General features: G+C 73.3%; 22 protein-coding genes and 1 tRNA gene. 14 read left to right on the plus strand and 9 right to left on the minus strand.

The window, feature by feature from the left end; translation table 11 throughout:
- Nucleotides 1-14: 14 nt before the first annotated feature.
- Nucleotides 15-407, minus strand: a complete 393-nt coding sequence (locus ACRAKF_RS12825; RefSeq protein WP_447037149.1) for an FHA domain-containing protein — start codon at nucleotides 405-407, stop codon at nucleotides 15-17.
- 177 nt (nucleotides 408-584) lie between these two features.
- Here ACRAKF_RS12825 and ACRAKF_RS12830 point away from each other — a divergent pair, with 177 nt between their 5' ends.
- The 4 genes from ACRAKF_RS12830 to ACRAKF_RS12845 all read left to right on the plus strand — a co-directional run bounded on the left by ACRAKF_RS12830 (nucleotide 585) and on the right by ACRAKF_RS12845 (nucleotide 2,779).
- Nucleotides 585-1,292, plus strand: a complete 708-nt coding sequence (locus tag ACRAKF_RS12830; protein WP_447037150.1) for a hypothetical protein — start codon at nucleotides 585-587, stop codon at nucleotides 1,290-1,292.
- Nucleotides 1,285-1,764: a hypothetical protein gene (locus tag ACRAKF_RS12835; protein WP_447037151.1), complete on the plus strand. Its 480-nt coding sequence runs from the start codon at nucleotides 1,285-1,287 to the stop codon at nucleotides 1,762-1,764. The genes ACRAKF_RS12830 and ACRAKF_RS12835 overlap by 8 nt, the downstream gene beginning before the upstream one ends.
- A gap of 65 nt (nucleotides 1,765-1,829) precedes the next feature.
- Nucleotides 1,830-2,156 (plus strand): antibiotic biosynthesis monooxygenase family protein, encoded by a 327-nt coding sequence (locus tag ACRAKF_RS12840; protein ID WP_447037152.1) that lies wholly within the window; start codon nucleotides 1,830-1,832, stop codon nucleotides 2,154-2,156.
- Nucleotides 2,157-2,245: 89 nt separating this feature from the next.
- The gene (locus ACRAKF_RS12845; RefSeq protein ID WP_447037153.1) at nucleotides 2,246-2,779 is read left to right on the plus strand and encodes a GNAT family N-acetyltransferase; all 534 of its coding nucleotides are present in this window, start codon (nucleotides 2,246-2,248) and stop codon (nucleotides 2,777-2,779) included.
- A 54-nt stretch (nucleotides 2,780-2,833) separates the two neighbouring features.
- On the opposite strand, the gene ACRAKF_RS12850 is transcribed toward ACRAKF_RS12845, so the two are convergent.
- Nucleotides 2,834-4,900 (minus strand): MFS transporter, encoded by a 2,067-nt coding sequence (locus ACRAKF_RS12850; RefSeq protein ID WP_447037154.1) that lies wholly within the window; start codon nucleotides 4,898-4,900, stop codon nucleotides 2,834-2,836.
- 664 nt (nucleotides 4,901-5,564) lie between these two features.
- Between ACRAKF_RS12850 and ACRAKF_RS12855 the strand changes: the two genes are divergently transcribed.
- Nucleotides 5,565-6,242 carry a peptidoglycan-binding domain-containing protein gene (locus ACRAKF_RS12855; RefSeq protein WP_447037155.1) on the plus strand — a complete coding sequence of 226 codons (678 nt, stop codon included), beginning with the start codon at nucleotides 5,565-5,567 and terminating at the stop codon, nucleotides 6,240-6,242.
- 65 nt (nucleotides 6,243-6,307) lie between these two features.
- Here ACRAKF_RS12855 and ACRAKF_RS12860 read toward each other — a convergent pair whose 3' ends face one another.
- Nucleotides 6,308-7,000 (minus strand): HAD family hydrolase, encoded by a 693-nt coding sequence (locus ACRAKF_RS12860; RefSeq protein ID WP_447037156.1) that lies wholly within the window; start codon nucleotides 6,998-7,000, stop codon nucleotides 6,308-6,310.
- Between the two features lie 414 nt (nucleotides 7,001-7,414).
- Nucleotides 7,415-7,993, minus strand: coding sequence for a TMEM165/GDT1 family protein (locus ACRAKF_RS12865; protein WP_447037157.1), 579 nt, complete (start codon nucleotides 7,991-7,993; stop codon nucleotides 7,415-7,417).
- 675 nt (nucleotides 7,994-8,668) lie between these two features.
- Between ACRAKF_RS12865 and ACRAKF_RS12870 the strand changes: the two genes are divergently transcribed.
- From ACRAKF_RS12870 to ACRAKF_RS12885, 4 genes are all read left to right on the plus strand, one after another.
- Nucleotides 8,669-9,262, plus strand: coding sequence for an HNH endonuclease family protein (locus ACRAKF_RS12870; RefSeq protein WP_447041955.1), 594 nt, complete (start codon nucleotides 8,669-8,671; stop codon nucleotides 9,260-9,262).
- Between the two features lie 138 nt (nucleotides 9,263-9,400).
- The gene (locus ACRAKF_RS12875; protein ID WP_447037159.1) at nucleotides 9,401-11,095 is read left to right on the plus strand and encodes an alkaline phosphatase D family protein; all 1,695 of its coding nucleotides are present in this window, start codon (nucleotides 9,401-9,403) and stop codon (nucleotides 11,093-11,095) included.
- Between the two features lie 472 nt (nucleotides 11,096-11,567).
- The gene (locus ACRAKF_RS12880; RefSeq protein ID WP_447037160.1) at nucleotides 11,568-12,020 is read left to right on the plus strand and encodes a DoxX family protein; all 453 of its coding nucleotides are present in this window, start codon (nucleotides 11,568-11,570) and stop codon (nucleotides 12,018-12,020) included.
- Nucleotides 12,021-12,258: 238 nt separating this feature from the next.
- Nucleotides 12,259-12,873 (plus strand): DedA family protein, encoded by a 615-nt coding sequence (locus ACRAKF_RS12885; RefSeq protein ID WP_447037162.1) that lies wholly within the window; start codon nucleotides 12,259-12,261, stop codon nucleotides 12,871-12,873.
- 73 nt (nucleotides 12,874-12,946) lie between these two features.
- Here the strand turns inward: ACRAKF_RS12885 and ACRAKF_RS12890 are convergent, their stop codons facing one another.
- On the minus strand, nucleotides 12,947-13,168 hold the full coding sequence (locus ACRAKF_RS12890) for a DUF2277 domain-containing protein (protein ID WP_398552142.1): 222 nt from the start codon (nucleotides 13,166-13,168) through the stop codon (nucleotides 12,947-12,949).
- Between the two features lie 108 nt (nucleotides 13,169-13,276).
- Between ACRAKF_RS12890 and ACRAKF_RS12895 the strand changes: the two genes are divergently transcribed.
- Together ACRAKF_RS12895 and ACRAKF_RS12900 are read left to right on the plus strand one after the other, a co-directional pair.
- A complete protein-coding gene (locus tag ACRAKF_RS12895) occupies nucleotides 13,277-13,636 on the plus strand; it encodes a hypothetical protein (protein WP_447037163.1) in 360 nt (119 codons plus the stop codon).
- A gap of 69 nt (nucleotides 13,637-13,705) precedes the next feature.
- Nucleotides 13,706-13,999: a hypothetical protein gene (locus tag ACRAKF_RS12900; protein ID WP_447037164.1), complete on the plus strand. Its 294-nt coding sequence runs from the start codon at nucleotides 13,706-13,708 to the stop codon at nucleotides 13,997-13,999.
- A 123-nt stretch (nucleotides 14,000-14,122) separates the two neighbouring features.
- Here the strand turns inward: ACRAKF_RS12900 and ACRAKF_RS12905 are convergent.
- Nucleotides 14,123-14,194: transfer RNA gene (locus tag ACRAKF_RS12905), tRNA-Val, on the minus strand.
- Nucleotides 14,195-14,347: 153 nt separating this feature from the next.
- Between ACRAKF_RS12905 and ACRAKF_RS12910 the strand changes: the two genes are divergently transcribed.
- Genes ACRAKF_RS12910 through ACRAKF_RS12920 form a run of 3 tightly spaced genes read left to right on the plus strand, consistent with a single transcriptional unit; the run spans nucleotide 14,348 to nucleotide 17,435 of the window.
- Nucleotides 14,348-15,817, plus strand: coding sequence for a hypothetical protein (locus ACRAKF_RS12910; RefSeq protein ID WP_447037165.1), 1,470 nt, complete (start codon nucleotides 14,348-14,350; stop codon nucleotides 15,815-15,817).
- 29 nt (nucleotides 15,818-15,846) lie between these two features.
- Nucleotides 15,847-16,497, plus strand: coding sequence for a bifunctional 4-hydroxy-2-oxoglutarate aldolase/2-dehydro-3-deoxy-phosphogluconate aldolase (locus ACRAKF_RS12915; RefSeq protein ID WP_447037166.1), 651 nt, complete (start codon nucleotides 15,847-15,849; stop codon nucleotides 16,495-16,497).
- On the plus strand, nucleotides 16,494-17,435 hold the full coding sequence (locus ACRAKF_RS12920; RefSeq protein WP_447037167.1) for a sugar kinase: 942 nt from the start codon (nucleotides 16,494-16,496) through the stop codon (nucleotides 17,433-17,435). The genes ACRAKF_RS12915 and ACRAKF_RS12920 overlap by 4 nt, the downstream gene beginning before the upstream one ends.
- A gap of 85 nt (nucleotides 17,436-17,520) precedes the next feature.
- Here the strand turns inward: ACRAKF_RS12920 and ACRAKF_RS12925 are convergent, their stop codons facing one another.
- The 3 genes from ACRAKF_RS12925 to ACRAKF_RS12935 form a co-directional block, all read right to left on the minus strand.
- Entirely contained in the window at nucleotides 17,521-17,739 is a 219-nt protein-coding gene (locus ACRAKF_RS12925) for an FmdB family zinc ribbon protein (RefSeq protein WP_447037168.1), read from the minus strand.
- 9 nt (nucleotides 17,740-17,748) lie between these two features.
- A complete protein-coding gene (locus ACRAKF_RS12930; RefSeq protein ID WP_447041956.1) occupies nucleotides 17,749-18,489 on the minus strand; it encodes an HAD family hydrolase in 741 nt (246 codons plus the stop codon).
- Nucleotides 18,490-18,554: 65 nt separating this feature from the next.
- Nucleotides 18,555-21,020 (minus strand): phosphoribosyltransferase, encoded by a 2,466-nt coding sequence (locus ACRAKF_RS12935; RefSeq protein ID WP_447037170.1) that lies wholly within the window; start codon nucleotides 21,018-21,020, stop codon nucleotides 18,555-18,557.
- Nucleotides 21,021-21,062: the final 42 nt, after the last annotated feature.

Here is a 21,062-nt window from a genome sequence, read left to right on the forward strand (position 1 = left end):
CCCCTCTTCGAGGCTCAACCCTCGTGGTAGAAGCCGACGTTCACGGTCCGCGGCCCCGACCTGTCCTGGATGACCACCTCGCCCGAGCCGCCCCGGCCGAGCGGCGCCGCCTCTCCGTACGCGAGGGACCACGCCGCTCCCCCGGAGACGACCCGGACCTCCGACGCGGGGTCGGGGTTCGAACCGCGCACCCAGATCACCGACCAGGCCCCGTCGGGACCGCAGCGGAACTCCAGATGCGTACGGGACACGAACAGCCAGTCGTCGGGCGTCACCAGACGGCAGACGCTCCGGTCACGCCCCACGCGCAGCACCGCACCCGGCTCGCTCGGCGCGTCGGCCATGAGCATGCCCGCGGTCGCGCCCGCGTCCGCCCCGGAAACCGAGGCCATCGTCAGCTCCAGCACGTACGTACGCTCCTTCGACTCGGTGCGGCGAGAGCACGATTGTCGCTCACGTGCCGCCTTCCCGGGGTCCCGTTTGACGGGCGGCTTACGGGCAACTCGTCCGGGGGACAGTCGTCGAGGCGGCACGCTGGATCGCCTCGGCGCCTCAAGGCCCACCCCCCGGGAAGGCACCCATCCATGTCCACAGTCATGATCATCGTTCTGATCGCGGTCGTCGTCGTCATCGTCGCCGCCGTGTTCGCCGTACTGATCCGCGGGCGGCTGCGTGCGGGCGGCGGGCAGAGCCTCAAGCGCCGGTTCGGCCCCGAGTACGACCACGCGGTGGCCCGCCACGACGGCGACACCAAAGCGGCCGAGCGTGACCTCGCGGAGCGCGTGAAGCGCCACGGCCACCTCCAGGTACGGCCGTTGGAGCCCGCGGCCCGCGAGCAGTTCTCCGACCGCTGGAACCTCGCCCAGGAGCGCTTCGTCGACTCCCCGCGCCAGGCCGTCGCCGAGGCGGACCTGCTCATCGACGAGCTGGCAGGCGCCCGCGGCTTCCCCACCGGCGGCCACTACGAGGACCAGGTCGACGCGCTGTCCGTGCACCACGCCCACCACGTCGACGGCTACCGCAAGGTGCACCGCGCGGCGCTCGGCACGAAGGGCGCCGAGGGGAACGCGGCCGGCACGGCGCGCACAGCGAACTCCCAGGACGGCGTGGCAGGCGCCAGGGAGAGCGCGGCGGGCACCGAGGAGTTGCGCGCCGCCATGATCGAGGCCCGGGGGCTCTTCGAGGCCCTGATGGCCGAGGGCCACGACCACCGCTCCACCGCACGCTCCGGCAAGCATCTGACCGACAAGCGCTCGACCGGCATCACCCGAAGGGGAGTACAGCATGGCTGACACCGCTCTGTTCCCGTCCGATGAGCGCGACAAGCTGACCCTGCGTCTCCAGAACGCCGTCAACGGCTTCGTGGACGCCCCGCGCGGGGCGGTCGAGGAGGTCGACAGCGTCCTGGAGGACACGATCGCCCGCCTCACGGACACCCTGGCGAAGCGCCGCCGCACCCTGCGTACGTCCTGGCAGTCCACCCCGGCCCGCGGCGAGGAGACCCGGACCACCGGGGCCCCGGCGCCGGCCACCGCACCGGGCGAGGCCTCCGGCACGGGCGTCGCACCGGGCGGCACCCCGTCCGTCGGACTCGCCCCCGGCGAGGCCGCGGCCCCCGCGCACAGCCGGGCCGCGGGCGTCGCACCGGGCGCCGCGCTGCCCACCGAGGGCGCCCACGCCGAGGCGGCGACCACGGACACCGAGCAGCTCCGCCTGGCCCTGCGGGACTACCGCGAGACGGCCGAGCGCCTGCTGCGGCTCTGACGGTCTCCGGGGGACGGCGCGGATCGGAGCACCTCGCCGTCCCCCTTTACGGCAGGATGGACCGCATGAGCATCGTGAAGATCAACGCCCTGACCGTCCCAGAGGAACAGCGCGAGGTCCTGGAGAAGCGCTTCGCGTCCCGCGCGGGCACGGTGGAGAACTCCGACGGCTTCGAGTGGTTCGAGCTGCTCCGCCCGGTCGAAGGCACGGACCAGTACCTCGTCTACACCCGCTGGCGCGACGAGGCGTCCTTCCAGGCGTGGATGGAGGGGCCCATGAAGGCCGCGCACCAGGGCGGCGGCGAAGGCGGCGGGGACCGCCCGAAGCCGGCCTCGTCCGCCTCCTCGGTGTGGTCCTTCGAGGTCGTGCAGCAGGCTGCGCCAAAGGGCTGAGCTTCTGGCGGGCAACGGCGACTACGACGGCGGCGGCGCGCAGGCAAATCGCTTGCGTGGCGCCGCCGTCGTGGTCTGGGATCGTCGCCATGACCGCAGCCTCCGCCCGTGCCACCACCGCCCGTGCCACCACCGCCTGGACCGTCGCCCCCGAGCCGTACGACTCCGACGTCGCCGCCGCGCTCTGGCGCGCGTACTACACGGAGGTCAGCGACCGCTGGTACCTGCTGCACGACGGGCGGCCCACCGACCCCGCCGAGCTGGAGCGTGAGGTGGCCGCGGAGACCGGGGCCGATCTCGCTCCGCCGGGCGGGGTGCTGCTCGTCGCGCGGTACGGGGACGAGCCCGGCGGGACGGCGGGGGTGCGGTTGCTGGAGGCCGGGGTCGCCGAACTCAAGCGGGTCTTCGTGCGCGAGGATCTGCGCGGGCTCGGCGGTGCGCCCGCGCTGCTCGCCGCCGCGGAGGACGCGGCCCGCGCGCTGGGCGCCGAGCGGATCATCCTCGACACCCGCGACGACCTCGTGGAGGCCCGCGCGCTGTACTCCCGGCACGGGTACGAGGAGACCGAGCCGTACTGCGACCGCATGTACGCGGAGCACTGGTACGCCAAGAATCTCGCCTGAGGCCTCGCCTGAGACCGGCGTCGGCCTACGGCGAGGACCTCGGCCCCGCTCACGTCACGCCGCGCGGACCACCGTCGCCCCGTTGTACGGCCGCTCCGACTCCGAGCCGCACAGTTCCGCGCTCAGCAGCTCGACAAGCCGGGCCAGGTCGGTCGGGCGTTCCGGGCCCCACCAGTCGCCGAGCAGCTCGGCCAGGGAGTCCTGCCGGGCACTCGCCAGCTTACCCGCGGCTGCGCGGCCGCTGTCGGTCAGGTACATGTCCAGGCCACGTCGTTCGGCGAGGCGCCGCTCCTCGACCTGGCGGGCCGCCGCCGTGATCACGGACAGCGGGACCGAGGTCCGCTCGGCGAGTATGCCCGGTTCGACCGAGCCGTGCCGGGCGATGCGCAGGAGCAGCCAGCTCGCCGCGGGCAGCAGGTCGTAACCCGCGCGCTCGGTGATGCGCTCGTAGATCTTCCTGCGGCCCTCGCGCGTGCCGAGCACCGAGAGCGCCCGCGCCACCTCGTCGTACGACGAACGCTCGACGGGGTTGCTGGCCAGCGTCTGCGTGGGATCGGGCGCCGTGACCGAACCCCTCAGCTTGTCCTCGCGCAAGAACCAGGCGAGGACGAACGCGAGCAGCGCGACCGGCACCGCGTACAGGAAGACGTCCGTGATGGACGAGGCGTAGGCGTGCAGGGCGTCGGTGCGCAGCGCCGCGGGGAGCGTGGCGATGCCGCGCGGGTCGGCCTCCAGGCCGGCCACGCTCACGCCGGGCGGCAGCGGCCGGCCCGCGAGGGCGTCGGTCAGCTTGTCGCCGAGGCGGTTGGTGAAGATCGTGCCGAAGATGGCGACGCCGAAGGAGGCGCCGATCGAGCGGAAGAAGGTCGCGCCGGAGGTCGCCACGCCCAGGTCCTGGTAGTCCACGGCGTTCTGCACGATGAGCACGAGCACCTGCATGACCAGGCCGAGTCCCAGGCCGAAGACGAAGAAGAAGGCGCTCATCACGCCCGTGCCGCTGTGCTCGTCCAACTGGTGGAGGAGGAAGAGGCCCAGCGCCGTGATCGCCGTGCCCGCGACCGGGAAGACCTTCCAGCGGCCGGTGCGGCTGACGATCTGCCCGGAGATCGTCGTCGACAGGAGCATGCCGATCACCATCGGCAGCATGTGCACGCCCGACATGGTCGGCGAGACTCCCTGCACGACCTGGAGGAACGTCGGCAGGTAGGTCATCGCCCCGAACATCGCGAAGCCCACGATGAAGCTGATGACCGCGGAGAGGGTGAAGGTGCGGACACGGAAGAGTTTCAGCGGCAGCACCGGTTCCGCCGCCTTGCGCTCCACGGCCACGAAGACCGCGGCGAGCAGCACGCCCAGTACCGCGAGGCCGATGATCTGCGGGGACGCCCACGCCCACGTGGTGCCGCCGAGCGAGGCGACGAGGACCAGGCAGGTCGCGACGGACGCGATCAGGAAGGTGCCCAGGTAGTCGATGGTGTGCTTGGTGTCGCGGACCGGGATGTGCAGCGTGGTGGCGATGACGAGCAGGGCGATCGCGCCGATGGGCAGGTTGATGTAGAAGACCCAGCGCCAGCTCAGGTGCTCGGTGAAGAGACCGCCGAGCAGTGGTCCGAGCACGCTGGTCGCGCCGAAGACCGCGCCGAACAGGCCCTGGTACTTGCCGCGCTCACGCGGCGAGACCAGGTCGCCGACGATCGCCATGGAGAGCACCATGAGCCCGCCGCCGCCGAGGCCTTGCAGCGCGCGGAAACCGATGAGCTGCGGCATGTTCTGCGCCATGCCGCACAGCGCCGAGCCGACCAGGAAAATCACGATGGCGGTCTGAAACAGCTTCTTCCGGCCGTACTGGTCGCCGAGCTTGCCCCAGAGCGGCGTCGCGGCCGTCGCGGCCAGCATGTACGCGGTGACCACCCAGGACAGGTGGTCCATGCCGCCGAGTTCGCTGACGATCGTGGGCAGGGCCGTGGAGACGATGGTCTGGTCGAGGGCCGCGAGGAGCATGCCGAGAAGCAGCGCGCCGATGGAGACCAGTACGCCACGGGGAGGGTGCCCGTTGCTCTCCCGACCGGGCACGGCGTCGGGCGGCGGCCCTGCGGGCCGGGCGCTGACGTCCTCCGTCATGGACACCTCCTGGGGCTCCTGGGCCGCGGTGGGGCCTCTCTGTCCATCGTGGTCCGTGTGACCGGTTATGGCCTGTTGAACCCCGGTTCCGCATAATCTCCTGGACTCCCGGGGGCGGGACAGGACAGGCACGGTGGGGAGGGGAACGCCGATGACGGGTCGGGACCGAGCGGAGCGGCGGGACGAGCGGTGCCCCGAATGCGGGGTGACACGCCCGCCGAACGCGGCTCCGGCCTGCGGCTGCGCCAGGCGCGCGACGGAAGAGGCACGGCGCACACGATCCGCCGAGGCGGCAGCCGCGGAGGACTTCGACCCGATACGGATACGTCCGTACGTGTCGCTGACGGGCCCGGCGACGGAGAACCTCGCGCCGGGCGGCGACGCGGAGGGGCCGGCGAGGCCGGCGAGGCCGGCGAGGCCGAAGGGAGACCAGGGAGACCATGGCCCGGTGCCGCGGGCGGAAGGGCCTCCCGAGCTGCCGGGGGCGGTCGGTGAGGGTACGCAGGGCCACCACTCCCCGTTGCCCGCCCGGGCCACGCCCGGCCCAACGGCACCGCAGGGTGACCCCATCGACGCAGGAGAAGGGCCCGACGCACGAGAAGGGGCCGACATACGACAAGGGTCCGGCGTGCGAGAAGGGGCCGACATACGACGAGGGTCCGGCGTGCGAGAAGGGCCCGACCTGCGAGCAGGGCCGCCGCCCACAGCCATAGCCACAGCCGCAGCCGTCGCCACAGCCGTCGCCCCGCGGAAGCGGAACCGCCCTTACGCCCTGTTCGCCGGGGCCGGTGTCCTCGCCGCGGTCGTGGCTGCCGGTGTACTGGCGACCGGGCTGCTCTCCTCCGCCGCCGAACAGCCCGGCCGGGGCCACGCGCTGCCCCTCGCACCGACCCCGGCGCCCGCCGACCCGACGAAGCCCGTCCCGCCCTCGGCCAAGTCGCCCTCGCGGTCCTCGGCGGCGCCCTCCACGAAGCCGCGCGTCGCCATGCCCCCGCCGTCGCCCACGCGCTCCTCGGAGCCGCCGTCGTCCTCGCCCCCGCCCTCGACCCCGCCCCCGACGGCACGCGCCACCGGCTCGGTGCGCACCACGCCGCCCCCGCGGCGCGAGCCCACCGACCGCCCGCTCCTGGCCGAGGGCGACGAGGGCCCCGAGGTCGCGGAGTTGCAGAAACGCCTGGCCCAGCTCTCCCTGTACGCGGGTGAGCCGGACGGCGCGTACACCCGGCAGGTCAGTGACGCGGTGGCCCACTACCAGTGGGCCCGCGGCCTCACCGACGACCCCCGGGGCGAGTACGGCCGCGAGACACGGCGCAGCCTTGAGGCGGAGACGGAGGACCCGTGAGCGCGAGGGGAGGGGGTCGGTCGCGCAGCGAGGTGAGGGGGCGCTCAGCGAGGTGTGGGGGTCGCTCAGCCGATCGTCAGCCGGATCCGCCCGTCCCCCGCGTCGGAGACCCGTACCTGCGTCAGATCGTCGACATGCACGGTCGGGCCGAGGGACGCGGCCCTCGCGCCGACGCCCACCACCCGCATGCCGGCCGCCCGGCCCGCGCGGATGCCCGCCTCGGAGTCCTCGAAGACCACGCAGTCGGCGGGGTCGAAGCCGAGCGCCGCGGCGCCCTTGAGGAACCCCTCGGGGTCCGGCTTGCTCGCGCCCACGCTCTCCGCGGTGATCCGCACCTCCGGCAGACCGAGCCCAGCGGCAGCCATCCGCCCGGTGGACAGCGGTACGTCCGCGGAGGTCACGAGCGCGTGCGGCAGCCGCAGCCCGCTAAGCGCGGCCATGAACGCGGGGGCGCCCGGCACGGGCACGACGCCCTCCATGTCGGCGGTCTCGGCGGCGAGCATCTCGCGGTTCTCCGCGTGGTTCTCCGCCATGGGCCGCTCGGGAAGCAGCACCGCCATGGAGGCGTAGCCCTGCCGTCCGTGGACGACCTTGATGACCTCGTCGAAGTCGAGGCCGTGCCGCACGGCCCAGCGCCGCCAGCAGCGCTCGACGACAGCGTCGGAGTTGACGAGGGTGCCGTCCATGTCGAGAAGGACCGCCCCGGCGGTCAGTTCGAGGCCGGCGGGGGCGGCTGAGTCGGGGGACGTGGCCGTCATCGTGAGCTCCAGAGCGCAGAGGGGACGTCCGCGCGCTCCGGCGGGAGGCCCCGGACGCACGCGGAGCGAGAAAAGAATCCAAGGCAGCCCCGCCCGCCGGTCAGGGAATACGGGCGGAGCCACTTTGTTCTCGCACGGTACAAAAGATATGCACCAAAAGCCAACGCTGCAGGTCAAACCCCCTACGGAACCTCCGCTCACCCACTGCGCGCGCACCGCAGCCACCCCGCCACCGCAAGAGCCACCCGGCATCACGGGAGCCACCCGGCCGTCGCGGGAGCCACCGCATCGCAGAAAAGTGCCGCCGACACGCCGCCCCACACGGCGTGTCGCCGGTACTTTCCCGCAACAGCCCCCGCGCCCGCCCCGCAACCGCCCCGCAACCGCCCCGGAGCGCCCCGGTACGTGCCCGGCTCAGGCGATGGCCTCGTACAGGCTCCACACGCCGAGGCCCAGCATCAGCAGCGCCGCGATCTTCGTGATCAGCGCCAGCGGCACCCGCTTCATCAGGGCCTTTCCGCCGACGATGCCGAGGCCCGCGACCGCCCAGAGCGCGAGGACGGCGCCGAGGCCGACGGAGAGCGGGTCGTCGTAGCGGGCGGCCAGGTTCGCGGTCATGATTTGCGTCAGGTCACCGAACTCGGCGACCAGGATGAGCATGAAGCCCGCCCCCGAGACCTTCCAGAAGCTCTGGTCCTCGGGCTGCCTGACCTCCTCCTCGTCGCCGGCGCCCTTCAGGAGCAGCATCGCCGCGCCGGCCAGGAACAGGACGCCGGTCAGGGCGTGGACCAACTGCTGCGGAAGCAGGGTCAGGACGCTGCCCGCCGCGACCGCGAGCACCACGTGCACGGTAAAGGCGGCCGCCACTCCGGCGAAGACGTACGAGGCGCGGTAGCGCGTGCCGAGGACGAGCCCGGCGAGCGCCGTCTTGTCCGGTAGTTCGGCCAGGAAGACGACGCCGAAGACGAGCGCCGTCACGCTGATGCTGATCAAGGTTCCTCAATCGGTCGGGGGCCGCCCCACCGAGAGTGTTCCACCGCTTCGCGTACGACACCTCGGCACGGCAGCACACAGGAACGCACGCGGACGCGCACGTCATGGCACTGCTTGCCGAAGGTCTCGCTGGCCTGCCCCTACGGGGCCTGCCTCCGGGCGCCGGCTCAGACGAGCTGAGCAGTATGTCGACGGTCCGGCGAAGAGCTACTCCCCTTCTGCGCCATCCATCGTACGCGACCCCGCCCTCACCCCACAGGCGTGACGTGGGTCACCCACACGAGGGTGCACCGTTGGGCCATTCGGGCGACTTGCCGCAAAAGGGTCAGGCGAGGGCAGACGGTTCCGCCGCGCCCCTCCCGGGGGCCACAAAAGCGGTCCCACGAGGGCAAACGGCCACCCGCGACGCCGGAGCCGATGCCAACTCGGCGCCCACCGCCCGCATCTGACGCGACGCCAGCCCTTGAACTCGGCACCCGATTGACGCGACCCTGTCACCAGCCGCACACCCGTGGGCAACCCCAGCACGCAAGCATGACCGCCCACCGGTCAACTTCCCCCCACACAAAGGGAGTTCGCATGTCCGTTGTCTACGCGCGTCGACGCACGGAATCCAAGAGCCCGACGGCCCCCGCGGCCAAGCGCCGCGTCGCCGCGCTCGGCGGCGCCGCGCTCATGGCCTGCGCGGCCACCCTCCTCACCGGCACCCCCGCCCAGGCCGCTCCCCCGGCCCCGGTCAGCGCCGCCACCGCCCGCGCCTACCTCGGCGAGCTCACGGTCAAGGCGGAAGGTTCCTCCGACGGCTACAGCCGCGACAAGTTCCCGCACTGGAGCACCCAGTCCGGCACGTGCAACACCCGCGAAGTCGTCCTCAAGCGCGACGGCACCAACGTCCAGCAGGACGCGAACTGCGCCGCCGTCTCCGGAACCTGGAAGTCCCCCTACGACGGCGGCACCTGGACCGCCGCCTCCGACGTCGACATCGACCACGTCGTGCCGCTCTCCGAGGCCTGGAAGTCGGGCGCGAACAGCTGGACCACCACCCAGCGGCAAGGTTTCGCCAACGACCTGACCCAGCCCCAGCTCATCGCCGTCACCGACAACGTCAACCAGTCCAAGGGCGACCAGGACCCCGCGGAGTGGATGCCGCCGACCACCTCGTACCACTGCTACTACGCCCGCATGTGGGTGGACGTGAAGCACCACTACAAGCTCAACGTGAACGCCGAGGAAAAGACCGCCCTGGCGTCGGTGCTGAACGACTGCTGAGCCACGGCTGCTGAGCCATCGCTGCTGAGCCACCTGCTGAGCCGTCGCCGCACGGCACCTCGGCGGGAATGGAGGGAACCACCCCGCTGTCTTCCGTCGTTCCGTACCGTACGGGGCGACGGAGGAGAGTGATCATCTGTGGCACGGCTGCGCCTGGGTCCACTGCTGAGGTATGTCGACGGTTCCACGGCGACCGTCTGGGTCGAGACCGACCGGCCCTGCGCCGCCGAGGTGCGCTGCGCGGACGGCGCGCACGGCTCGGCGCGCACCTTCCAGGTCGCCGGACACCACTACGCGCTGATCCCGGTCACCGGTCTCACCCCGGGCACCGAGACGGCGTACGAGGTGCTGCTGGGCGACGGCACGGGCGAGGGCGAGGAACGGGGCCCGGCGGAGCCGCGGGAGCACGCGGCCCTCGTCTGGCCGCCGCCCGGTTCGCCGTTCCCCGCGAGCACCATCCGCACGCCCGCCGAGGGTGGCGACGCGGACTTCCGCGTGACGTTCGGCTCCTGCCGCTGGTCCTCGCCGCCCTCCGGCGAGGACGACCCCGTGGGGCCCGACGCGCTGGACACGCTCGCCGCCCATATCGCCGCCGACCCGGCCGCCGAGCGCCCGGACGTCCTGCTGCTCCTGGGCGATCAGGTGTACGCGGACCAGACCTCCAAGGCCACCCGGCGCTGGCTGGCGGCCCGCAGGGACACGACGGAGCCGCCGTGGCACCAGGTCGCGGACTATGAGGAGTACACGCACCTGTACTACGAGTCCTGGCTCGACCCCGAGGTCCGCTGGCTGCTCTCCACCGTGCCGAGCTGCATGATCTTCGACGACCACGACGTCATAGACGACTGGAACACCAGCGCGGCCTGGCTCGCCGAGATGCGGGCGACGCCCTGGTGGCGCGAGCGCGTCCTGAGCGGCCTCATGTCGTACTGGGTCTACCAGCACATCGGCAATCTCCGCCCCGATGAGCTGGAGAGCGACGCGGTCTACGCCTCCGTGCGCGCGGCGCCCGACGGCACGGACGCGTTGCGCGCCTTCGCAGCCACCTCCGACGCGGACGCCACGTCGGTGCGCTGGAGCTACCGGCGGGACTTCGGCCGCGTACGCCTGCTGATGGTCGACACCCGGGCCGGCCGCGTCCTCACCGAGGGCGAGCGGGCCATGGTCGACCCCAAGGAGGCGCGCTGGCTGCGGGAACAGGCTCTCGAAAACCCGGGCGGGTACGACCACCTCCTCATCGGCAGCTCCCTGCCCTGGCTGCTCCCCCACCTGATCCATGACGCCGAGGGGTGGAACGCGGCGCTGTGCCGGGGCGAGCGCGGCGACCGCTGGGCCCGGTTCGGCGAGAACCTGCGCAGGCGCTCGGACCTGGAGCACTGGTCGGCCTTCCCCGCGTCCTTCGAGGCGCTCACCGCCCTGATCTCGGAGGCGGGTACGGGTCCCGACGCCCCCGCCACGGTGTGCGTACTCTCCGGCGACGTCCACCACGCCTACATCGCCGAGCCGAGCTGGCCGGCGGGCGGCGGGCCCGACGCCAGGGTCCTCCAGCTCACCTGCTCACCCGTCCACAACTCGATACCGTCCGTGCTCAAGCTCGGTTTCCGCTTCGGCTGGAGCCGCGTGGGACGGGCCCTCGGACGCCGCTTCGCACGGCACGGCTCGGTGGCACAGGCGGGCATCGACTGGCGCAGGACGGGCGGCCCGTGGTTCGGCAACCAGCTCATGACGCTGACCCTGCGCGGCCGTTCGGCCCGGCTCCGCCTGGATCAGGCACGGGTGGCGCGGGGTGAAGAGGCCCGGCTGGAGACGGCGGAGGAGACGCGGCTTTCTTGAGACGCGACCTACTGGCCTGACCTACTGGCCTGCGGGCGTACCGGCCTGCCTGCCTACCTGCCTACATGGGCGAATATGCGCCACACCGAAGCCGAGCCGCTCACGCGCCTGATGGTGACGGTCCGCCGCCGTCCCCATGTGGTCGACGGCGCCCCGGGACGAGCGGAGTGGAAGCCCGCGGCGCGCCCCTACCACCTGATAGATCGTCAAGGTCCCTTCCATAAGGGCGCGGTCGGACGCAGACGCGACGGCGCGGGCCACGCCGTACCCGGTGGCCTCGGCTTCCGAGGCGCCGCCCCCTTGTCCGCCCGCTGCCGGGCCATCGCCAGGTCGCCACAAGGCCCCTGGCCGGCCCGCACCGGAAGCGGAAGCTTCGAAAGACCGAATGTTGAACTTGCAAGCACTAATTAGGTTCGCCTAATCTTGGGCCTCCACTCGGTTCCGTCCCCCTCGACCGAAGGAGTCCCACACCATGACTGGACGTCTCAACAGCGCCCAGCCCTACGCCATCGGCCTGTTCCGCATAGTGGTCGGCCTGCTTTTCGCCTGCCACGGCGCAGCGTCACTGTTCGGAGTCCTCGGCGGTGCGTCCGGCAGCGGCGGCACCATCGACGCCGGCACGTGGCCCGGCTGGTACGCGGCAGTCATTCAGCTCGTCGGCGGCACCCTGGTCCTCCTCGGCCTCGGCACCCGCGCCGCGGCGTTCATCTCGTCCGGTTCGATGGCCTACGCCTACTTCAAGGTCCACCAGCCGGAGGCCCTGTGGCCCATGGAGAACGGCGGCGAGGCCTCCGCGATGTTCTGCTGGGCGATGCTGCTGTTCGTCTTCACCGGGTCCGGCGCGTTGGGCCTTGACCGGCTCTTCGCGGGGCGCGGCGTGAGCGAGGACGACAAGGCCTCGGAGCGCACGCCGGTCGCGGCCTGACCGACTCGACGGCGCCCCTTCCTCCGTACGCCGGGGGAAGGGGCGCCGCCGTCTGCCGTCCGCTGCCTGCTGCCTGCCGCCCGCTGCCTCCCGTGAACGTGGGACGGCGGACATCCGGCCCCAGTGGATCGCCGGCGGCGTGTGCGGCGTACGCTGTACAGCTGTCATCAGGCCGCCCCTGCCGTTCCCCGGGACACAGCGGCAACCGCCGGCGTCCGGGGAGTCACGGGGAGTTGTGGTGCTTGAGGTTGTGGGGGCGCTGACCGGCAGTCCATGGATCTACGCGGTCGTGGCCCTGTCCGTCCTCTTCGACGTGTTCGTTCCCGTCCTGCCGAGTGGCGTCCTCGTCATCATGTCGGCGACGGCGGCGGCAGCGGCCGGCACGGGTGGGGTGCCGCACAACGTCCCCGACATCCTGTTGCTGACGCTCAGCGCGGCCACGGCATCGGTACTCGGTGACATGGCGGCGTTCCGCCTGGCGTGGCGCGGCGGCGAGCGGCTGGAGCGCGCCATCGCCCGCTCGCGGCGACTGACCTCGGCGCAGGCGAAGCTGGGGGCGGCGTTGTCCCGGGGCGGCGGCATCCTGTTCGTCATCGCCCGCTTCGCCCCCGCGGGCCGCTCGATCGTCTCCCTCGGCGCGGGCGCGGCCCACCGCAGACTCCGCGAGTTCCTCCCGTGGTCCGTGCTGGCGGGCGTGGCCTGGGCGGGCTACAGCGTGGCCCTCGGCTACTTCGGCGGCCAGTGGCTCGGCGCGACGTGGCTGGCCACGGGGGTATCGGTGCTCGCGCTGGTCGTGGCGGGGGCGGGAGCGGCCTTCCTGGTCCGACGCCCCACGACGACCCCCGAAACCTGAGCGGACGGCTGCCGCCGGAGCCGGACCCCGCGGCGATCGTCGAGGGCCGGCCCGGCGGCGACGGACGTACCCGCTAGGAGGCCCGTGCTCCGCGGACTTCGAGGCCGGCGAGCAGTTCCGCGGTCGCCTCGGCCACGGCGTCGACGGCCCGGTCGAAGACTTCGCGGTTGTGCGCGGCGGGGGCCCGGAACCCGGAGACCTTGCGCACGTACTGGAGCGCCGCGGCCCGGACCTCCTCCTCGGTGGCGTCATCGGGGATGGCGGGCGGGCGGAGCGTCTTGATGCTTCGGCACATGCCTCCAGCTTGCCACCGCGACCAGCCACGCACCCCCGCCCGGCCGCCGCCAAAAGCCGACCCTCGTATCACTCGCACACGTAATTCGAACAGGAGTACCATTACGTCGTGCCTCCATCCCCATCCCATGACTTCCCCGGCGACCTCCTCGCCGCCCAGGAGGAACTGCATCAGGTCCGCTCCGAACTCCTGGCGCTGCTCAAACGACTCCCCTGGTCGGTCGAGCCTCTCGACGGCTTCAGCGACACCGGGGGGTGGCGCAGCGTGGAGCGGCCCGCGTCGCCCGGCTGGACCGCGGACGAACAGGCCGAGGTCGAGAAACTGCGCGCGCGGGAGCTGGAGTTGGCGGTCTCCGTGACCTGCCACCGCTACTGGGAACAGGTCACGGGACCGGACGTGGTCACCGCCAGGGCTCGCCTCAAGCACGCCCACGAGACGCCGGACGGCTCCACGCCGCCAAGCCATTGACAGCCGGGAACGCCGGGCGTTGACTCCCCCTGACCGGTCGCATACGCCGTCGGCCACGGAGGTGCAGCCGTGAACGTCCTGATCCTCGTCGCCATCCTGGTCCTCGTCGGCCTGGGCTTCGACCAGCCCATCCTGTGGCTCTGCGCGGCGGCGCTCACCTTCTACCTGCTGATGTTCCACGAGGGCGCCGGCTCGGCCGGAAAGACCTCCAAGAACAAACCCACCGGCTCCGGCGGCCCCGGTGGCGGAGGGGGAGGCGGCGGAGGCTTTCCCGTGACCTACCGCGACTACCGCCTCCGCAAGGAACGCCAGGAACGCTGGGACCGCAGATACCGCAGAACGCATCGCGACAGCGGCCGCTGACACCAACACCAACGAGCCGCGGGCCGCGAACCGCGAGCCGCGAGCCGCGAGCATGAAAAATCCCCCCGGCCGATTACGGCTGGGGGGACAGCAACAGGCTCTCACCTGCTGCTCACTACCCGGTGGGCGCGGACGGTTTCGAACCGCCGACATCCTCCTTGTAAGGGAGGCGCTCTACCCCTGAGCTACGCGCCCGGGACGAGTGGACAGCCTACCTTGCCGCAGGCAGTGCCTCGCAAACCGCCCGTCCCTTGCGCGCACCGTGAACTGACCGGCCCGTGTGTTCGTCTCTGACCGGTGGGAGAATGTAACTCCGGGCAGGGCCGATGACAGCACGGGAGATGGATAGTGACGGCGACACCTTGGCAGCCGTACACACCAGACCAAGCGGGGACCGAGAGCGGGGCGACGGGGCGAGCGACTTCGGCCGGGACCGGATCAGAGGGGGACCACATCGGCCGGCGGCAGCGGGATGCGAGGCGTGGGCGCCTGACGGGGGCCCTGCGTGACGTCCTCACCCTCGTCCTGCTTCCCCTGCCCCTGCTCGCCGTCGCCGCCCCGGCCGCGTTCGCCGGCGGCGGCACCCGGCGGTGGTTCGGCGGGCGCGGCGAGAGCGTGCGCGCGGAGGCGCAGGCCGCCAAGGACGCCGCGGCCGCCGCCTTCTACGAGTTGGACACCGCCCAGCGCGATCTGCGGATCTCCATGGAGACGATCGCCGCCGTGGACTCCTCGCCCGCGGCCGGCCGCGCCCTCTCCGACTTCGAGGCGCTCGGGCGGCGCATCGACGAGGTCAGCCACCAGTACATTGGCGCGGTGGACGCCCACGACCTCGACCGCGACGACCTCGACTCGTCCGTCGCGGCCCACGCAAGGACCGAGCTGACCCGGGCCAAGGACGAGCTCACCAAGGTCAAGCAGGAGCTGGAGCGCTTCCGGCAGGGGCTCGGCCCGCTGCTCGACAAGGCGGAGACCCAGCTCGCCCGGCTCGCCCCCGCCGTGGAGCGGGCCCGCCAGACCCTGCTCGCCGCGAGCAACGCCCTGGACGCCGTACGCGCGGCGGGCCTGCGCGCCGACGACCTGGCGGCCCGGCTCGCCGCCCTCGCCCCCGAGCTGACCAAGCTCAACCAGGGCGCGGGACAGCACGGCGTACCGGAGACGCTCCAGCGCGCCGACCGCGTGCTGCGCGACGCCGAGGCCGTGCGCGCCGAGGCCGAGCGGCTGCCCGAGCGCGCCTCCGAGATCGACCGGCGGCTGGTGTCGCTGCGGACCCGCGCGCAGGCCCTGACCACCCGCAGCGGCCAGGTGGAACCGATCCTCAGCGAGCTGCGCCGCCGGTTCACCCTCGCGTGCTGGGAGGACCTGCAGCGCGTGCCCGACCATGCCGCGGAGAACGTGCGCCAGGCGGAGACGAAGCTGAAGGAGGCCCAGCAGGCCCGCGACGAGCAGCGCTGGCCGGACGCCACGGCGCTGCTCTCCACGGTCCGCGCCCTGCTGAACAACACCGACGAGGCGGTCTCGGCCGCCGGCGACCGGCTGCGGCGGCTCAACGCCGTTTCCAAGGACCCCCATCAGGAGATAGAGCGCACCCGCTTCGCGATCCGGGACGCGCAGCGCCTGGCGATGGCGGGCCGCCAGACCCCCGAGCCGCGGCACGCCCGCCCCCTCGACGAGTCGGTGGCCCGCCTGGACCGCGCGGTGGCCTCCCTGGAGGGCCGCCACCCCGACTACTGGCACTTCCTCACCGAGACCGAGGCGGTCCGCTCGGCGGTGGCACGCGTGGTGGCACAGATCCGGGAGGAGCGGGGGCAGGGAGCCTGAGGCGGAGCCCCCTGTGCGAGCCTGGGGCAATGTTCGATGTGCTCGATTTCCCCGCCGCTCTCCGGGCGGAACGCCTCGTCGCCATCGTGCGCGGCGGCGACCCGGACGCCTCCTTCCGTACGGTCATGACGCTCGCCGAAGCCGGCGTCCCGCTCGTCGAGGTGTCGCTCAGCGGCGCCGACGCGCTGGGCGTGCTGCGCCGGGCCCGCGCCGAGCTGGGCCCCGACGCGTGGCTCGGCGCGGGCACCGTGCTCACCGCGGGGGACGCCCGCCGGGCCGCCGAGGCGGGCGCCAACCTCATCGTGACGCCCGGCCTCGGCGCGGGCTCCGAGGAGGCGGCGCGGCTCGGCCTTCCGGTACTCGGCGGCGTCCTCACGCCCACCGACGTGATCGCGGCGGAGGCCGCGGGCGTCACCGCGCTGAAGATCTTCCCCGCGTCCGCGATGGGCGGCCCCGCCTATCTCAAGGCGCTGCGCGGCCCCTTCCCCCGTACGCCGTTCGTGCCGGTCGGCGGCGTGGACGCGGCGGTGGCCGAGGCGTACCTGGAGCTCGGGGCGGTCGCGGTGGGCGTGGGTTCCCCGCTGATCGGCGACGCGGCGGACGGCGGCGACCTGGCGGGGCTGCGCGGCCGCGCCGCGGAGTTCGTGAAGGTCACCGGCGCGGCGGGGGTCGGCCGATGAGCACACCGACCGAAGTCCTCACCTTCGGCGAGACGATGATGGCCCTGCGCGGCGGCGGCCCGCTCAAGCTCGGCGGCTCGATGGACGTGTCCGTCGCGGGCGCCGAGTCCAACGTGGCGATCGGCCTGGCCCGCCTCGGCCACGCCGTCCGCTGGGCGGGCGCGATCGGCGCCGACGAGGCCGGCGAGCTGGTCCTGCGGACACTGCGCGCCGAGGGCGTCGACGTCACCGCGGCCACCCGGGACGAGCGGGCGCCCACGGGACTGATCCTCTTCGAGCCTCGGCTGCCGGAGGTGACCCGCGTGCACTACTACCGCGCGGGGTCGGCGGGTTCCCGGCTCGGCCCCGCGTCGGTCGAGGCCGCGTTCGCGGCGGGCGCGCCGCGCGTACTGCACCTGACGGGCATCACCCCGGCGCTCGGCCCCTCGGCCGCGGAGGCCTGCCGCACCGCGCTGCGGCTGGCCAGGGAGCACGGCACCGAGGTCTGCCTCGACGTCAACCACCGCTCGCGCCTGTGGACTCCGGAAGAGGCCACCGCCGAGCTACGGGACTGGCTCCCGTACGTCGACGTGCTCATCGCCTCGGACGACGAACTCCCCCTGTGCCTGCCGGAGGCCACGCCGCGGCGTCTCCTGGCCGAGGGGGTACGCGAAGTCGTGGTCAAACTGGGTGCGTCCGGCGCGACGCTGCATACCTCGGAGGGCGAACTGCACTGCCCCGCGCGCGAGGTGCGCCCCGTGGACGCGGTGGGCGCGGGCGACGCGTTCGTGGCGGGTTACCTGTCCGCGCTGCTCGACGGGGCGGACACGCCGGCCCGCCTGGACCGGGCGGTCACCACGGGTGCCTTCGCGGTGGCGTCCCACGGCGACTGGGAGGGCGCACCGACGCGAACGGAACTGCCCTTGCTGGGCACGGCCCCGGGCACGGTGGTCCGCTGACCGCAGCCGCCCCCGTAAGGGGCGCGGGGAACTGCGCGACCAGCCACGACCGGCGCGCGGCCGACGGACGAGCCCCTACGCCCCGTCACCCACAGCAGCCCCCACCACAACAGCCGCCGCCCCCGCCGCCCTGCGGGCCCGCGGGGGCCGACGACGACTGGCCCCCCACCGCCACGGTGGAGAGCAGCCGCACCGTGTCCCCATGCCCGGCAGGGCACTCCGCGGGGTCGGCGGACCGCGCCATGGGTCGGCTGACTTCGAACGTGTCCCCACAGGACCGGCAACGGAATTCATAACGAGGCATGACCACAGGCTAGCCCGCGGGCCCCGCTCCCAGGAACGCCCGGAGAATCGCCTCCCCCGCGGCGACCCCCCGCTCCGGGAGCACCGTGAGCCCGGGAGCGGCGAAGCCCGTGTCGGCCAGCTCCCCGTGGCCGGGCCGCCAGGACCGGTCCCCGGCGAGGAGCAGGTCGGCGTCCAGCAGGGAATCCCCCGCGGTGAGGACCTCCGAGGCGTCGACCCGCCGCGCGACCTCCCGCACGGCGGCGCTCTTGGTGAGCGGCGCCGGCACGACGTACAGCTTGCGGCCCTGCAAGGAGACCGTCCAGCCGCGCTCCCCGGCCCACTCCCCGAGCTCCTTGACCCACGCGTCCGGCAGCAGCGCGCGCTCGACGACGAGATAGGCGAAGAGGTCCTCGGCCACCCGCTCCTTGAGCAGCCAGGCCGGATCGGCGCTCCGTACGAGATGCGCGCGCACCTCGTCGAGGGAGGCGCACTCGTCGGCGAGGCGACGCGTGACCCGCGCCTGCCAGTCCCGGTCGGAGACGCCGTCGACGAGGATGTGCCCGCCGTTGGCGCAGATGGCGAACCGCGGCGCGGGCCCGGGCAGGTGCACCCGCCGGTACTGCTCGCGCGTCCGCGTGGTGGTCGGCACGAAGACCGACGCCCCGCCCAGCTCCGCGAGGAGCCCGGCGGCGGTCTCGGTGACGTACGACAGGGGCTTGCCCTCGTACACCTCGACGCAGAGCAGCCGCGGCGCCTCGGCGTCGGGCATGGTCAGGCCGAGCGCGGCGGTGGAGTAGATGAGCGTGCGGTCGAGGTCGCTGGCGACGAGCTTCGTCACGGGGAGACCACCGCCTTGCCGTCCGCGCCCGTCGCGCCGCGCGTGTACCGGGGGTGGATCAACCCGACGCAGCTGTACGGGAGTTCGTCGATCTCCTCGACCGGCACACCGCGCTGCTCGGCGAGCAGCCGTACGTGGTCGAGGTCGGCGCCCGCGCCCGCGCGGGCCAGGATCTTCCAGGGGACGCGGCGGAGCAGCACCCGGGTCGTCTCGCCGACGCCCGGCTTGACGAGGTTCACGTCGTGGATGCCGTACTCCTCGCTGATCCGCTCGACGGCGGCCCAGCCCTCCCAGGTCGGCGCGCGGTCGGCGGCGAGGAGCTCCTTGACCCGTACGTCGACGGCGTCGGCGACCTCGTCGAAGCGGGCGGCGACGGCGTCGACGAAGTCGCCGGACATGTCGGCGTCGGCGAGCTCTCGGTAGAACTTCGCGCCGTGGAAGTCGTCGGGTCCGACCAGGTCCGCGCGGAGCACGGTGCGCGATATCAGCCCGGAGACCGTGGAATTGAGGCAGGCGGAGGGGATGAGGAAGTCCTCGCGGGTGCCGTAGGTGCGGACGCACGAGCCGGGGTCGGCGAGCACGGCGATCTCGGGGCTGAAGCCCGCGGCGCCGCCGGACGCCTCGTACGCCCGTATCGCGTCGGCCAGTTCCCGGGTGATCGCGCCCTTGCCCGTCCAGCCGTCGACGAAGACGACGTCGGCGGGGTCGTGGTGGGCGGCGAGCCAGCGCAGCGCGTTGGCGTCGATGCCCCGGCCGCGCACGATCGAGACCGCGTAGTGCGGCAGGTCGAGCCCGTGGCGGTGCGCGGCCCAGCGGCGCATCAGGACCCCGACGGGCGTGCCCGCGCGGGCCAGGGAGACCAGGACCGGGCGGGAGGCCCTCTCCGCGAGCACCGTCTCCGTGACCGTCCCGACGGCCTGGGCGATGCGCGCGGCGGAGGTGCCGAGCGCGGCGCGGAACAGCTCCTGGTAGCGCTCGCTCGGCTGGTACTCGACCGGCAGCGACTCGGCGTAGTGCGCGCCGCCGCTCTGGATCGCCTCCTCGCGCTCCTCGGTGGGCGCTTCGAGCGTCACGTCCGAGAGGTCCTGGAGCAGCCAGCCGACGTCGTCGGGCGCGTACGAGGAGAAGGCGGGGCCGCGGAGGGGTTCGGGCAGCAAAGGGGACCTTTCGGACGGGGAAGGCGCGGGGGCGTGCGGCGTGGGGGCGTACGAGGGGACGACGGCCAGGAGGACCCGCGGGACGTGCGCGGAGAGCTGCGCGAGGAGGCCGTCGGGCGCGTGCAGCCGCTCGGTGTCGGCCACGGAGTCCATGACCGCGACGACCGCGTCGAAGCCGCCGCCCGCGACGTTGTAGGCGAACCGTGGTCCAGGGCCGTCGGCGGGCTCGTCGTGCGCGGGGAAGACCAGGCGGGTGCGGATCGCGTACCCGGGGTCGTCGACCGCGAGCACGGGCGACCGGGTCGTGGTGGAGAACCGCACGTCGGCGCCGATGAGCCGCTCCAGCTCCACGCCGAGCGCGAGCGGTGCGTACATCAGCTCCTCGAAGCCGAGGACGAGGACGCGGCGCGCGTCGGCCGGCAGCTCCCGGGCGATCCGCCCGGCCATGCCGGGCAGGGCCCGCCGGAGCCCGGCCCGGTGGGCGGGGGTGAAGCCGTGCCGCCCGCCGTCGGGCACCCCCGCGGGCCAGCCGAGCTCGACGCGGCCGACCGGGCCCGGCTCCCCGCGGGGGCCGGGAACGGCGGCCGTCTCGTGCTCCGCGACCAGCGCCTGCCCCTTCTCCAGGACCCCGTCGGGCAGCCGTACGGTCCCCGCGGCCTGCGCGATCAGGTCGACGCGCGCGCCGATCTCACGGGCGAAGCCGGCGAGGCGCCCCCGGTCCTCGGGCGAGCGCATGTCGACCAGGGCCACGATCACGTACCGCTCGCGCGGGAAGCGCTCGTGCAGGGCGCGGACGGTGTTCAGGACCGTGTTGCCGGTGGAGAACTCGTCGTCGACGAGGACCAGCGGTCCCTTCCCTGCGAGCAGGTGGGGGTCCTCCGGGAGCAGCAGGTGCGACGTGGCGTGCGAGTGGGACTCCTCGAAGCCGCCGGCGCGCTCGACGCCCTCGACAGGCCGCCGGGTGGAGTGCAGGTAGGGCGCGAGGCCCACGCCGTCGGCGACCGCGTGGCCGAGGCCCGTCGCGGTCTCCGCGTAGCCGAGGACGACGGCGGTGCCCGCCTCGTCGTCGCCGAGCAGCTCCCGGACCCGGACGCCGAGGCCGTGCCCGGCCGCGTACACCACCGAGGGGCGCTGCGGCACGTGCTTGCCGAGCACGTTCGACACCAGGAGGTGGGCCCGCTTCGGGTTGCGCCGCAGGGCGAGGCCGAGTAGTCCGGGCAGCGCCTCGTCGCCGTCGAGCCCGACCCCGAGCCGCTCGGCGACCCAGCTCCCCGACCACACCGCGTCTTCAGTCACGTACGTCATGTTCCTTAGGTTCGGCCGGCCGCGAGGGCCGGTGATCGGGGG

This window comes from Streptomyces sp. DSM 118878 (assembly GCF_052936595.1).